The organism is Solwaraspora sp. WMMD792, assembly GCF_029626105.1.
In the GTDB taxonomy this organism is placed as follows: Bacteria; Actinomycetota; Actinomycetes; order Mycobacteriales; family Micromonosporaceae; genus Micromonospora_E.
The window spans coordinates 5,123,961-5,137,095 of record NZ_JARUBH010000009.1; the positions used below are offsets into that span (position 1 = coordinate 5,123,961).

The 13,135-nt window shown below is 70.7% G+C and carries 11 protein-coding genes; 6 read left to right on the plus strand and 5 right to left on the minus strand.

What is annotated here, in order from left to right:
- Window positions 1-39 precede the first annotated feature (39 nt).
- A complete protein-coding gene (locus tag O7629_RS23880) occupies window positions 40-1,500 on the plus strand; it encodes an alkaline phosphatase PhoX (protein WP_278171918.1) in 1,461 nt (486 codons plus the stop codon).
- An 80-nt stretch (window positions 1,501-1,580) separates the two neighbouring features.
- Here the strand turns inward: O7629_RS23880 and O7629_RS23885 are convergent, their stop codons facing one another.
- Entirely contained in the window at window positions 1,581-1,868 is a 288-nt protein-coding gene (locus tag O7629_RS23885) for a HigA family addiction module antitoxin (RefSeq protein ID WP_278171919.1), read from the minus strand.
- A 431-nt stretch (window positions 1,869-2,299) separates the two neighbouring features.
- On the opposite strand from O7629_RS23885, the gene O7629_RS23890 reads away from it, so the two are divergent.
- Window positions 2,300-3,415: a hypothetical protein gene (locus O7629_RS23890; RefSeq protein WP_278171920.1), complete on the plus strand. Its 1,116-nt coding sequence runs from the start codon at window positions 2,300-2,302 to the stop codon at window positions 3,413-3,415.
- Between the two features lie 82 nt (window positions 3,416-3,497).
- On the opposite strand, the gene O7629_RS23895 is transcribed toward O7629_RS23890, so the two are convergent.
- From O7629_RS23895 to O7629_RS23905, 3 genes are read right to left on the minus strand one after another with little or no spacing between them, the layout of a single operon-like run.
- Window positions 3,498-5,180 carry a fumarate hydratase gene (locus tag O7629_RS23895; protein ID WP_278171921.1) on the minus strand — a complete coding sequence of 561 codons (1,683 nt, stop codon included), beginning with the start codon at window positions 5,178-5,180 and terminating at the stop codon, window positions 3,498-3,500.
- A 51-nt stretch (window positions 5,181-5,231) separates the two neighbouring features.
- Entirely contained in the window at window positions 5,232-6,650 is a 1,419-nt protein-coding gene (locus O7629_RS23900; protein WP_278171922.1) for a hypothetical protein, read from the minus strand.
- A gap of 57 nt (window positions 6,651-6,707) precedes the next feature.
- On the minus strand, window positions 6,708-7,949 hold the full coding sequence (locus tag O7629_RS23905; RefSeq protein ID WP_278171924.1) for an MFS transporter: 1,242 nt from the start codon (window positions 7,947-7,949) through the stop codon (window positions 6,708-6,710).
- An 83-nt stretch (window positions 7,950-8,032) separates the two neighbouring features.
- On the opposite strand from O7629_RS23905, the gene O7629_RS23910 reads away from it, so the two are divergent.
- The gene (locus O7629_RS23910; RefSeq protein ID WP_278171927.1) at window positions 8,033-9,016 is read left to right on the plus strand and encodes a DUF5937 family protein; all 984 of its coding nucleotides are present in this window, start codon (window positions 8,033-8,035) and stop codon (window positions 9,014-9,016) included.
- Here O7629_RS23910 and O7629_RS23915 read toward each other — a convergent pair.
- Window positions 9,000-9,500, minus strand: a complete 501-nt coding sequence (locus tag O7629_RS23915) for an Lrp/AsnC family transcriptional regulator (RefSeq protein ID WP_278171929.1) — start codon at window positions 9,498-9,500, stop codon at window positions 9,000-9,002. The two genes, O7629_RS23910 and O7629_RS23915, sit on opposite strands and share 17 nt — an antisense overlap.
- Before the next feature lie 153 nt (window positions 9,501-9,653).
- Here O7629_RS23915 and hppD point away from each other — a divergent pair, with 153 nt between their 5' ends.
- From hppD to hisC, 3 genes are all read left to right on the plus strand, one after another.
- Window positions 9,654-10,841 carry a 4-hydroxyphenylpyruvate dioxygenase gene (gene hppD / locus O7629_RS23920; RefSeq protein WP_278171931.1) on the plus strand — a complete coding sequence of 396 codons (1,188 nt, stop codon included), beginning with the start codon at window positions 9,654-9,656 and terminating at the stop codon, window positions 10,839-10,841.
- A gap of 165 nt (window positions 10,842-11,006) precedes the next feature.
- Entirely contained in the window at window positions 11,007-12,020 is a 1,014-nt protein-coding gene (locus O7629_RS23925) for an RDD family protein (RefSeq protein WP_278171932.1), read from the plus strand.
- Window positions 12,021-12,034: 14 nt separating this feature from the next.
- A complete protein-coding gene (gene hisC, locus O7629_RS23930; RefSeq protein WP_278171933.1) occupies window positions 12,035-13,120 on the plus strand; it encodes a histidinol-phosphate transaminase in 1,086 nt (361 codons plus the stop codon).
- The last annotated feature ends 15 nt before the right edge of the window (window positions 13,121-13,135 follow it).

Consider the following 13,135-nt stretch of genomic DNA (forward strand, 5'->3'; position numbering starts at 1 on the left):
CACGTCAACACCTTCGAGCCGAACAGGAGCCCGATCGACGTGCCTTCCTCCCGTCGTACCTTCCTCGCCGGTGGCGCCGCTGGCGCGGCCGGCGTCGGCCTCGCCGTCACCGGTGGCCTTCCGTCGCTGGCCCAGGCCCACCCCGGCCGGCACCACCCGCCGAGGACCGGTGGCCACGTACCGTTCCCGCCGCTGGTGGACGACCCCGCCGGCATCCTCGCCCTGCCCGAGGGTTTCCGCTACACCGTGGTGACCCGCACCGGCGTCACCCGCCTCGACCGCGGCCAGGGCCTGACCCCGGCCGAGCACGACGGGATGGCCGTCTTCGACGCCGGACGCGGCCGGTACACATTGATCCAGAACCATGAGCTCGGCCCAGGGGCCGAGTTCGGCGTACCGCACGTCGCGGGCACCGTCTACGACCCGGGCGCGGTCGACGCCGGCGGCTGCACGGTGATCAGGACCGACCGGGCGGGCCGCAACCTCGGCGAGTTCGTCGCCATCTCCGGCACCGTCGACAACTGCGCGGGCGGGCCGACCCCGTGGGGGACCTGGCTGACCTGCGAGGAGACCGATGACCGGGCCGGCGACGAGTGGGACGAGGACGGCCGCACCGGCACGTACCAGAAGGACCACGGCTACGTCTTCGAGGTCTGGGCCGACGGACGCGCCGACCCGACACCGATCAAATGCCTGGGCCGGTACGCCCACGAGGCGCTGGCGATCGACGCCGACCGTACGAAGATCTACCTGTCCGAGGACGCCGACGGGCCGAACGGTCTGTTCTACCGGTGGACCGCGCCGCGCCGCGTCAAGCTCGGCCCCGGCGTGCTGACCCGGCTCGCCCCGGACGCCGGCACCCTCGCCGCGATGCAGATCATCATGGACGACGGCTCGGTGCTGCCGGACGTCGCCTACCTGACCTCCGCCCAGCTGGGCCGGCCGTTCCCCGTACGGTGGATCGAGGTCCCTGAGCGCGACGCCCGGACCACTCCCCTGCGCGAGCAGTTCACCGACGGTCAGGTCACCCGGGGCCGCAAGTTCGAAGGTGTGTGGGGCACCGACCAGGGCGTGTACGTGGTCAACTCGTACGCCTGGGAGGACGGTGACCTGCCGGCGGACGCCGCCCCGCACGACGGCATGGTCTGGTTCTACGACTACCGGGCCGAGACCATCCAGCTGGTCACGTACTTTCCGCACCAGACCTCGTCTGAGGAGGGTACGCCGGCCAAATACAGCGATCTGACCTTCGACGGGCCGGACAACGTGACCGTCACCCCGTGGGGCAGCCTGGTGCTGGCCGAGGACGGCTCGGGCGCGTCCCACGTGCTCAGCTCGGTCCCGGGCGGGCCGACCTACGCGATCGCCCGCAACCAGCTCAACGACTCGGAATTCTGCGGGCCGGTCTTCACCGCCGACGGCAAGGTGCTCTTCGTCAACATGCAGGACCCCGGTCTCACCCTGGCCATCACCGGCCCCTGGGAGAAGTACCTGGGCTGACCCGATCGCACCACGCGGCGGGTGGGACCGACCGGCACCACCCGCCGCTGGTCAGCGACGCCGGGGGCCACCCCTTGAGATCAGGCCGCCGCCGGCAGTTGCGCGACTGCCCGTAACGGCCGGGTCCGCGCCAGGTCGTGAGCGGCCTGCAGGTTGATCCAAAACTCAGGGGTCGTTCCGAAAGCGCCCGCGAGTAGCCATGCGGTCTCCGGCGTGACGCCGCGCTTGCCCCGCACGATCTCGTTGACCCGCTGCACGGAGACGCCGATGTGCTCGGCGAGCGCCACCTGCGTCACGTCCAGTGGGCCGAGGAATTCCTCCCGCAGCACCTCGCCCGGGTGGGTTGGAATGCGGTTCTTCGGCAGCATCTGCCCTCCTCAGTGATAGTCCACGATCGAGAATTCCGTGCCGCAGCAGCCAGAGTGTCGACCGCGACGGCCAGTGACCCACCGGCCGACACGATTGGCAACGGGCCGGCGATCGGGATAGCGCACTGAATCTCCGTCAAGAATTGATACGTGAACGACCCACCTCACCGGGCGTGGAAGTATAGCAGAGCGCAAAGTGAGCGGAATTCACACCAGTCTAATCCGAATGTCTTTCCAGGCCGCAAAACCAATTTGACAGGACAGGCATTCGCGCGCTACAAATAGGGTGACAATATTGGAATGACCGAGTCCTGTCGAGGAGCAGATTGAGCAACCTGGCGGCCCTGGATAAGTGTGATGCCACGACAGACGGATGCTCAGAGCAGGATTCAGAACGCTCCGGGTTGGACTGGAGAGGCAGACTCACCAGCGTGCTTATCGGTACCGCAGGCGGCATGGGGGTTAATGTCCTCAGCAGCGATGTTGGCTACCGGGGCGTTGCTGTCGTTGCAGCCATGGCCGCAGCGCTGACGACGTCCACCTGGCTACGACGGTTGCCTCAGCGAGCTCCAGTTGTGCGTTGCGCGATCTGGGCATTGCTGGCGGCGAGTCTAATCGGAGCGATCGCCGCAGCCTTCGGGTCTCCATCCTGGGCCGGACCCGTCACCTTCGCTGCGGCTACGGCGACCATCACCGCCGCACTCGTCCCAAGTAGTGCGCGAACCGCCACTGTGCTGCTAGCTGGCGCCGCATTCATTGGCGGAGGGGTAGCGGTCATCGGGATTGCTGTGGGCTTTCTAGCCGACGCCCCTTCAGTCGGGATCGCGATCGGCTGCTTCGGAGTGGCATACCTCGGCTACGGCGCCGCCACCCTAATGGGGGACATCCGAACAATATTCGTACTGACTGGACGTTCAGCCTGGGTACCGTTGACCGGTTTCGCGGTCGCTTCCATCTGCGCCGGCGTTTCCCTACTGTTCGGCAATCGCTTCCTTCTTGGAGTGACGTGTCTGGCCGGCGGGGCTACTGGAATCTGCGGCGGGATCGCATTGCTAGTAGGCAACCGCTTCCTTGTCGAGATAATGCGCATCGGTGGCGGAGTAGCGCTGACGGCCGGCGGGACCATCCTACTGATGCAAGGTGAAGATTTGTTCGGGGTGGCGGGCGTCGGCGGTGGAGTAGCTGCCGTCGTAGCCGGAATCGCCAACCTGATTGAAAGCGAGACTTCATACATGACCACGCTTCTTTGCAGCGGGTTAGCGTTTCTCGGGTTAGGGGCCGCATTTTTGACCAGGGGCGATGCGCTACTTGGCGCAGTGTTCGCCAGTGGCGGCGTGGCGAGCATCAGCGGCACGGCCATACTCACTAAAACCAAACCGGGAAAACGGGTGAAATCCTGGCTCACAGCCATGATGCAGGTCCCGGAAAGCCCTCGACACTCAAGCCCTCGGGGAACTCGGGATGCCTCCACAGGCTTGATGCCACAGGTGCATCAAGATGCACCTGTGGCATCAAACTCAACCGGGCACTCCGACCCGAGCCGGTGACGCTGCGTCTACCATCCCGAGCGCACAGTCATTGGCAGGTTCGAGGATCGATGAGGTTCCGTCGTTACCCAGGGCTCGGCGGTCAGCGGCGGCCGACGGTGAGGACAGGCTTGGTGACCTCGGCGTAGAAGTCGTTGCCCTTGTCATCGACGACGATGAACGCCGGGAAGTCCTCCACCTCGATCTTCCAGATGGCTTCCATGCCCAGCTCCGGGTATTCGAGGACCTCGACGTGCCGGATGCAGTCCTGCGCCAGCCGGGCCGCCGGGCCGCCGATCGAGCCGAGGTAGAAGCCGCCGTGCGTACCGCAGGAGCGGGTGACCTGCGCGGACCGGTTGCCCTTGGCCAGCATGACGTGCGAGCCGCCGGCGGCCTGGAACTTCTCCACGTACGCGTCCATCCGCCCGGCCGTGGTCGGGCCGAACGAGCCGGACGCGTACCCCTCGGGGGTCTTCGCCGGGCCGGCGTAGTAGACGGCGTGGTCGCGCAGGTACTGCGGCATCGGCTCGCCGGCATCCAGCCGTTCGGCGATCTTCGCGTGCGCGATGTCCCGGGCGACGACCAGCGGGCCGGTCAGCGACAGCCGGGTCTTCACCGGATACTTCGACAGCTCGGCGCAGATCTCGGCCATCGGCCGATTCAGGTCGACCCGGACCACGTCGGCGTCGACGGACTGATCGGCGGCGAGGGTCTCGTCGGTGACATCGGGCAGGAAGCGGGCCGGGTCGGTCTCCAGCTTCTCCAGCCACACCCCACTCGGGGTGATCTTGGCGACGGCCTGCCGGTCGGCGGAGCAGGAGACGGCGATCGCCACCGGGCAGGAGGCGCCGTGCCGGGGCAGCCGGACCACCCGTACGTCGTGGCAGAAGTACCGGCCGCCGAACTGCGCGCCGATCCCGAACTGCCGGGTCAGTTCGAGCACCTGCGCCTCCAGCTCGACGTCCCGGAAGCCGTGCGCGCCGATGCTGCCGCTGGTCGGCAGGTTGTCCAGGTACTTGGCACTGGCGTACTTGGCGGTCTTGAGCGCGAACTCAGCCGACGTGCCGCCGACGACGATCGCGAGGTGGTACGGCGGGCAGGCGGAGGTGCCGATCAGCCGCAGCTTCTCCTCCAGGAACTGCATCATCCTGGTCGGGTTCAGCAGCGCCTTGGTCTCCTGGTAGAGGTACGACTTGTTGGCCGAGCCGCCGCCCTTGGCCATGAACAGGAACTTGTACGCGTCCGGCTGACCGCCCGGGTCCTCCGCGTACAGCTCGATCTGAGCCGGCAGGTTGGTCCCGGTGTTGCGCTCCTCCCACATGGTGATCGGCGCGAGCTGCGAGTAGCGCAGGTTCAGTTTGGTGTACGCCTCGTACACACCCTGGGCGATGGCCCGCTCGTCGGTGCCGTCGGTGAGCACGTGCCGGCCGCGTTTGCCCATCACGATCGCGGTGCCGGTGTCCTGACACATGGGCAGCACCCCGCCGGCCGCGATGTTGGCGTTGCGCAGCAGGTCGAGGGCGACGAACCGGTCGTTGGGCGACGCTGCCGGGTCGTCGAGGATCGCCCGCAGCTGGGCCAGGTGCGCCGGACGCAGATAGTGAGCGATGTCATGCATCGCCTCGGCGGTCAGCGCGGTCAGCACCGCCGGCTCGATGGTGAGGAACCGTCGCCCGCCCGGCCCGTGCACGACGTCGACGCCTTCGTCGCTGATCAGGCGGTATTCCGTCAGGTCGTCGCCGGTCGGTAGCAGCGGGGTGTGGGAGAACGGGGCGGCACTGCTCATGACCGGCAAGCCTAGGCCAGAGGTGGCCGCAGCTCCCAACCCCCGGGTGGGTCAGCCCTTGGCCGGGCAGTCCTCCTGCTTGGGGCCGCCGCAGGTGGGGCCGGGGTCGGGGCCGCCGGGATCGGCGGGGTCGTCCGGGCCGCCGACCGGCGGGGTCGCGGCGGCGCCGGCGAACCGGACGTAGCCGATCTCCCGGCCATCACCGATGACCATGCCGCGCGGTCCGACGGCCAGCACCTCCGCCGAGGTACGCAGGTTGACCAGCTCGGTGCCGGTGGCCGGGTCGAGAGCGACGACCCGGTCCGGCTTGCGGTCGACGACCAGGGCCGCGTGCCGGGTGAGGGCCAGCTGCGCGTCCGGGTGCATCGGGCGGGTCCACCGGGGTGTCGGGGTGGGCAGCACGTACGCCTGGAGGGTCTCGCCATCGGCGGAGCGGGTCAGCGCGTACCGGTCGTCGACTGCGCGTAGCTCCTGCCCGGCGGCGCCGGTCCACAGCACCCGCCCGTCGTAGGCGTCGATGACGGTTTCCCGCATGTCGGGGGCGATGCCGGCGAGGACGTTGGCGCCGCCGGTCGGGTTGTCCCGCTGGGCGCAGCCGATCCGGTCGGCGGTGCGCAGGTTGATCCCGGTCCGCTGCCACACGGGCAGGTCGGTCACCGGGTCGACGCCCTTCGCCGTGTAGTAGCAGGCACCGTCGCGTGGGGTGGCGACCAGGCTGAACACCCGGCCGGCGAAGACCACGATCCGTTCGTGCCGGTCCTCTTCCAGCTCCTGCAGGACCTGGCCGGTGCGGGTCTCGACGACGTGGATCTTGCCGTCGATCGGGAAGCCGAGCACGGTCGGCATGGTCTGCGGGCCGCCGGCGTCGTCGGCGACGTCGTCGGCGGTCAACGGTCGGCTGGTGACCAGTTTCGGGTTGTCGGCGAACAGCACGAACCCCATCCCGGGCAGCTGAGCGGTCCACCGTGGAGCCTTGCCGCGCGGGTCCCAGGCGGTCAGCGTGCAGTCGCGTGGGCCGGCGCAGCGTACGTCGAGCAGCGCGTCGCGGTAGGTCCAGACGGCGATGGCGGCGTCGTCGGCGCGCAGCACGGCACCGGTGGCCGGGTTGAGCACCTGGTAGCCGTCGGTGAGCAGTTCGCCGGTGGCGACCACCTGGTCGGAGCCGTCACCGGCGACCGCCGCCCAGTCGGCCTTGTGTTCCCACACCTGGTTGCCGGAGGTGATGCTGCGCCCTTCGACGGTGAGCCGGTGCTCGACGATGACGGCGCGCTCGGTGATGGTGACGCTCTGCGGAGTTCCGCCGATCCGCTGTTGCCAGGTGACGTCCGGGTCGGCCAGTGGCTGGCTGCGGTTGACCCAGTCCCACAGGCCGGGGAACGGATTCCAGACGCCGGTGGCGGCGAGCACGATGACCACGACGAGCGCGAAGGCCAGGTAGCACTTCACGCACGGCGCGCTCCCCTTCGCCATCGGGCCACCGTAGCCGGGCCTGACCAACAGAACAGCCGGCCGACCGAAATGCGGCTTTTAGGCGTGTCGGGGGACATTCATGGGTGGTACCCGGAGTTGTCGCCACAGCAGCAGCGTGGCGACCAGCGACAGCGCCCCGAATCCGGCCATCACCAGCCCCGGCGCGACCCACTCGGCGACCAGCCCGGCCGCCCCGGCGGCCAACCCCTGCCCGGTCATCATCCCCATGTGGGACAGCCCGAAAGCCTGACCGCGCCGGTCCGCCGGCACCGCGTCCAGGAACCGCCGGGCCAACCCGAGATGGTACGAGAACCCGAACGTCGCCGCCCCGAACAGCAACGCCGCCACCAGCAGCCCGAGATCGGCCACGAAGGCCAGCATCGGCACCCCGAGCAGCAACGCCAGCCACGGCGTCAACGCCTCCCGCCGGGCCGGCACCACCCCACGGCCCACCACCAGGTCCCCGAGCAGCATCCCGCCGGCCGCGGCCATGAACAGCACCCCGGCGGCACCCTCGCCACCGGCGTACGGCACCACCACCCCCTCCGCGCCGACCAGCAGCGAGCTGGGCAGCCAGGTGGCCAGCAGCAGACCGCGTACCGGCGGGTCGGCGATCAGCCGCCGGTTCACCCGCCACGTCTCGCGAACCGCGCCACCGGTCGCGGCGGACCCCACCACCCGGGCCGGCCGGTCGGACAGCCCGAACCGGATCAGCACCGCCGAGGTCAGGCAGGTCACCGCCGTGGCCCAGAGCGCGCCGTACGGCCCGAGCAGGCCGATCAGCGCGCCACCGACGGCGAACCCGAGGACCTGGGTGGCCCCCGCGGTGATGGTGAACAGCGCCCGGCCCAGCACGTACCGGTCGCCGGCCAGCAGGTCCGGCAGCAGCGCGGTACGGGCCGCCGCCGCCACCGGCGACACCAGCCCGACGGTGAACACCAGCGCCAGCGCACCGACCGGCGGCAGCACCCCGAGCGCCAGCACCGCCACCGTGGCCACCCGGATCAGGTCGTAGCCGACCATCACCGCGCGGGGCCGCCAGCGGTCGGCGTACGCCAGCAGAAACATCCCACCGACCACGCTGGGCAGGAAGCCGGCGACGTAGGCCAGCGCGGCCAGCAGCGGCGAGTTCGTCCGCTGGTAGACCAGCACGGACAGGGCGAGCATCTTCACCGTCTCGCCGATCATGTAGATGCCGAAGCTGGCGAAGAGCGCCCGGAACTCGCCGACCGCGAACAGGTCCCGGAAGGTGGCCCGGTCGGCCGGCGGCGCATTGCTGCTAGTGGTGGGGGTGGTCACCGTCGAAGCATGCCGCCGGCCCGCCGACCAGCGGTAACCTTTCGGCGCAGGGCGAAAAGTCAGGATAGGTGGACAGCGGCCGGATGCGGATCGAGGTGAGCCCGGGTGACATCGCGGCCAGCCGGTTCGCGATCTCCCCGCTGGGCGAGACGATGGCCGCACTGCGGCTGTTCGCTGGTGTCCAGACCGCCGGACCACTGCTGCCCTGGGTGCGCCGACACCGTGACCGCTACCAGGCACTGCGCCGCGTGCAGCCCGGCATCGCCGCGCTCCGGGCGCTCGATCGCCAGCATGGCTATCACGCCGACTTCATCCAACCGCCGCCCGACGGGGTCAGGCTGACCTTCGCCGACCAGCTCGCCGTGGTCCGGCGTACCCCGGTCGACCGGGCCCGCGACGAGATCGGCCGCAACCTCCACGGCCTACCGCCACCGACCGGGGCAGCCGGGCGTTTCCTCGCCGCCGACGACGTGGTCGACCGGTTCGCCGACACCATCGACGCCGCCTGGCGGGCGCTGATCGCCCCGGACTGGCCACGGCTACGGGCCATCCTGGAACGCGACGTGATCTACCGGGCCGGGCGGCTGACCACGTACGGGTGGTCTTCGGCGCTGGCCGGTCTCGACGCCCGACTGCACTGGGATCCGGAGCCGGGCGCGATCACCGTCGACGGGTTCAGCCCAGAGCGGCACCGGCTCGGCGGGCGCGGCCTGCTGCTCGTCCCCTCGGTCTTCGGCGCGCTGAGCCTGCACCTCGATCCACCATGGCCGTACGCGATCGGCTACCGGGCGCGCGGCGTCGCCGGCCTGTTCGGCCCGCCGGAGGACGACCGGGTCGCCGACGGGCTGGACCGGCTGATCGGGTCGGGCCGGGCCGCCGTGCTGCGGGCGCTCGCCGTGCCGGCCACCACCAGCCAGCTGGCCGTGCAGCTCGGCGCGGCGGTGGGCACCGTCGGCGGGCAGCTCGCGGTGCTGCGCGACGCCGGTCTGGTCCACCGGACCCGGATCGGCCGCGAGGTCCGCTACGAGCGGACTGCGCTCGGCGACGCGCTCAGCGCCGACCCGTGACGTCGGCCGCCGCCTGCACCAACGGCAGGACGCGGTACGGGATCTGCTCGGCCAGGGCAATGATCGTCGACGCCCGGCGAATCCCGTCGTACGCCAGGATCTGGTCCAGCACCCGCTGCAGGTCGGCGTTGGATCTGGCCACGATCCGGCACATCAGATCACCGGAGCCGCTGATGGTGTGCGCCTCCAGCACCTCCGGGATGGCGTGCAGATGCGCGGCAACCGGCCCGTGCCCGTGCCGCTGGCCGATCTCCAGCGTGACGAACGACGTCACCACGAAACCGATCGCGGCCGGTGACACCTGCGGGGCGAAGCCGTTGATCACCCCTCGATCGATCAGCTTGTCGAGCCTGGCCTGCACGGTGCCACGGGCCACCCGCAGCCGCCGGGAGCATTCCAGCACCCCGATCCGCGGCTCGGTGGTCAGTAGTGCGATCAGCTCAGCGTCCAGCTGATCGAGCTGGACATTCTGTTCAGTGTCCATGGACCTCGACCCTACCGAGTGGTCAGCCTGCCCAGCCGTCAACGAGGCGGTTGCCCAGTCGGGATGAATCGCCCATCCTGCCGTTACCGGCCTCGGCCATCCGATGGCGATTCGATGGCGGTCCGATCGGCCGGCTCCGAAGGGAGGACGATCATGGCCTATCTGACCGAATCCCGCGACGTCGACGTCACCGAGGCCGGCGGCACTGCCGGCGAGGTCCGTGACCCGTTCCCGGTTCAGGGCGTCGACCACCTGACCTTCCTGGTCGGCAACGCCAAGCAGGCGGCGCACTTCTACTCCACCGCGTTCGGCATGACCTGCGTCGCCTATCGGGGCCCGGAGCAGGGTTTCCGCGACCACGCCGAGTACGTGCTGACCAGCGGCGCCGCCCGGTTCGTGCTGCGTGGGGCGGTGCACGCCGACGCGTCGGCCGCCGTGCACGTCGCCCGGCACAGCGACGGGGTGGCCGACATCGCGCTCGCCGTACCGGACGTGGACGCCGCGTACGCGCACGCCCTGGCGCAGGGCGCGACCGGGCTGGCCGCCCCGGCCGACCTCACCGACGGCGCCGGCACCGTACGGGTGGCCAGCATCGCCGCGTACGGCGACACCCGGCACACCCTGGTCGACCGGTCCGGCTACGACGGCCCGTTCCTGCCCGGCTTCGTGGCCCGGCCACCGATCGTCGACCGTACGCCGTTGGTCGACGCCGGCCTGCAGCCGAAGCGGTTCTTTCAGGCGGTCGACCACGTGGTCGGCAACGTCGAACTGGGCCGGATGGACGAGTGGGTGGCGTTCTACCAGCGGGTGATGGGCTTCACCAACATGGCCGAGTTCATCGGCGACGACATCGCCACCGACTACTCGGCGTTGATGAGCAAGGTCGTCGCCAACGGCAGCCGCAAGGTCAAGTTCCCGCTCAACGAGCCGGCGGTGGCCCGCCGTCGCTCGCAGATCGACGAGTACCTGGAGTTCTACGGCGGGCCGGGGGTGCAGCACATCGCGTTGGCCACCAACGACATCCTGGCGTCGGTGGACGCGATGCGGGCCGCCGGGGTGGAGTTTCTGGACACCCCGGACTCGTACTACGACGACCCGGCACTGCGGGCCCGCATCGGGGAGGTCCGCGCCCCGATCGAGCAGTTGAAGGCGCGCCGGATCCTGGTCGACCGGGACGAGGACGGCTACCTGCTGCAGATCTTCACCAAGCCGGTGCAGGACCGGCCGACGGTCTTCTTCGAACTCATCGAGCGACACGGATCGCTCGGCTTCGGCAAGGGCAACTTCAAGGCGCTGTTCGAGGCGATCGAACGGGAGCAGGAGAGCCGGGGCAATCTCTGAACCCGGGTCGGCGGCCTCGGAACCCGGGTGGGCGGCCTCGGAACCCGGGTGGGCGGCCGGTGAACCGTCGACAGGCTGCGGTGCCGGCCGGGCCGGTCGTTAAGGTGCCAGGGTGAGCATGCACAGTCCGCCCCGGCCGGCCGGCCGCACCGCGGGGTCCGCCCGGTGACGTCGATCTCGCCCGGCTGGTACAAGGACCCCGCAGATCCGACCACCCAGCGTTACTGGGACGGCGGCGGGTGGATCGGTGCGCCGTTGCCGGCCGACGCCACCCCGCCGGACGGGCCACCGCCGGCCGAGGAGCCGCCGGCACCCGCCGGGCCGACGTCACCGGCCGGGGGGCGGGCCACGACGTCGGCCATGCCGGAGGCCGAACCGCCCGGCAACCCGTCGCCGCCGGCCCAGCCGGTCGCCCCGGGTCAACCGGCACCACATCCCGGCTGGCCGGCACCACCGCCGGGCTACCCGACACAGAGCTACCCGCCTGCGCCGCCGGGCTACCCGGCAGCGCCGCCGCCCGGTTGGGCGGGCTACCGGTTGCCGCCGCCGGAACCCCGGCCGCAGGGGATGGCGTTGGCGCCGCTCGGTGCGCGGCTGGCCGCCCGGCTGATCGACATCGGCGCGGTGCTGCTGCTCAACATCTTCATCAACGGCTGGTTCGTCTGGCAGTACGTGGTGGAGGTCTGGCCGACGTTCAGCGAAATCTGGCGGCGGTCGCTGGCCGACGACCGGTCGACCGAAGGGCTGCCGCAGGTCACCGAGCGGGCCTCCGGACTGCAGATGGTGATCATCCTGCTGGCGGCGGCGATCTGGTGGGCGTACGAGGTGCCGGCGGTGGCCAACACCGGTCAGACCCTCGGCAAGCGGCTGGCCCGGCTCAAGGTGGTGCCGGTCGAGCCGGGCGGGCAGCTCGGTTTCGCCCGGTCGTTCCGCCGGTGGAACACGCTCGGCCTGCCCACCCTGTTGTGGATCTGCTGCGTCGGCTTCATCCTTCAGCTGATCGACTGCGTCTACCTGCTGTTCGACCGCCCGCTGCGGCAGGCGCTGCACGACAAGTCGGCGCAGACCGTCGTGGTGCAGCTGCCGCCCGGCGTACCGGCGACCGTCGCCGGCCCCGGCGGTGGCCGCACCGGCGGTCCGGGCGCGGACCGCGACGACACCCCCGGAAGCTCCGCATGACAGGAGGCCCCCCGATGCCCCCCTCGCTCGGTCTGACCCGCGCCGACCTCGACGCGCTGCCCAGCTACGTGCCGGGGCGCAGCCCGGTGGACCTGGCCCGGGAGCTCGGCCTGCCGGAGGCGATCAAGCTGGCCAGCAACGAGGTGCCGTACGGGCCGCTACCCGGCGTCGTCGAGGCGGTGGCGCAGGCGGCCGCGTCGACGCACCGCTACCCGGACATGGGGGTGCTGGCGCTGCGGGCCGCGCTCGCCGAACGGCTCGGGGTGGCGGCGGAGCGGATCGTCACCGGCTGCGGGTCGGTGGCGCTCTGCGAGCATCTGGTCCGGGCCACCTGCCTGCCCGGTGACGAGGTCGTCTACTCGTGGCGGTCGTTCGAGGCGTACCCGATCATCGCGGCGACCACGGCGGCGAGCAGCCGGCGGGTGCCGAACACCGCGACCCACGGCCACGACCTGCCGGCGATGGCGGCGGCGGTGACCGGGCAGACCCGGCTGGTGCTGGTCTGCAACCCGAACAACCCGACCGGCACCAGCGTGCGCCGGGCCGAGCTGGACCGGTTCCTCGACGCGGTGCCGGACGACGTGCTGGTGGTGCTGGACGAGGCGTACCGGGAGTTCGTCACCGACGCCGAGGTGTCCGACGGCCTGGCCGCCTACGGCGACCGGCCGAACGTGGTGGTGCTGCGCACGTTGTCCAAGGCGTGGGGCCTGGCCGGGCTGCGGGTCGGCTACCTGGTCGCGCATCCCGAGGTGGCGTCGGCGGTACGCAAGGTGGCCACCCCGTTCGGCACCAACGCCCTGGCGCAGGCGGCGGCGCTGGCCGCGCTCGACCAGGCCGACGAGGTACGCCGCCGGTGCGATCTGGTGATCGCCGAGCGGAGCAGGGTCACCGACGCGGTGCGCAAGCTGGTGCCGGACGTGCCGGAGAGTCAGGCCAACTTCGTCTGGCTGCCGCTGGGTGAGCGGGCGGTGCCGTTCGGGGCGGCCTGCGAGGCACGCGGGGTGATCGTGCGCCCGTTCGCCGGCGACGGAGTCCGGGTGACCATCGGTACGCCGGCCGAGAACGACGCGTTCCTGGCGGCTGCCGAGGCGGCGCTCTGACCAGCGGTCGATCCG

Bases quoted from the DNA above. Each gene is read 5' to 3' on its own strand.
- O7629_RS23885 (WP_278171919.1), bottom strand. From the start codon at position 1,868: ATGCTGCCGAAGAACCGCATTCCAACCCACCCGGGCGAGGTGCTGCGG.
- O7629_RS23895 (WP_278171921.1), bottom strand. From the start codon at position 5,180: ATGAGCAGTGCCGCCCCGTTCTCCCACACCCCGCTGCTACCGACCGGC.
- O7629_RS23900 (WP_278171922.1), bottom strand. From the start codon at position 6,650: ATGGCGAAGGGGAGCGCGCCGTGCGTGAAGTGCTACCTGGCCTTCGCG.
- O7629_RS23910 (WP_278171927.1), top strand. From the start codon at position 8,033: ATGCGGATCGAGGTGAGCCCGGGTGACATCGCGGCCAGCCGGTTCGCG.
- O7629_RS23915 (WP_278171929.1), bottom strand. From the start codon at position 9,500: ATGGACACTGAACAGAATGTCCAGCTCGATCAGCTGGACGCTGAGCTG.
- hppD (WP_278171931.1), top strand. From the start codon at position 9,654: ATGGCCTATCTGACCGAATCCCGCGACGTCGACGTCACCGAGGCCGGC.
- hisC (WP_278171933.1), top strand. From the start codon at position 12,035: ATGCCCCCCTCGCTCGGTCTGACCCGCGCCGACCTCGACGCGCTGCCC.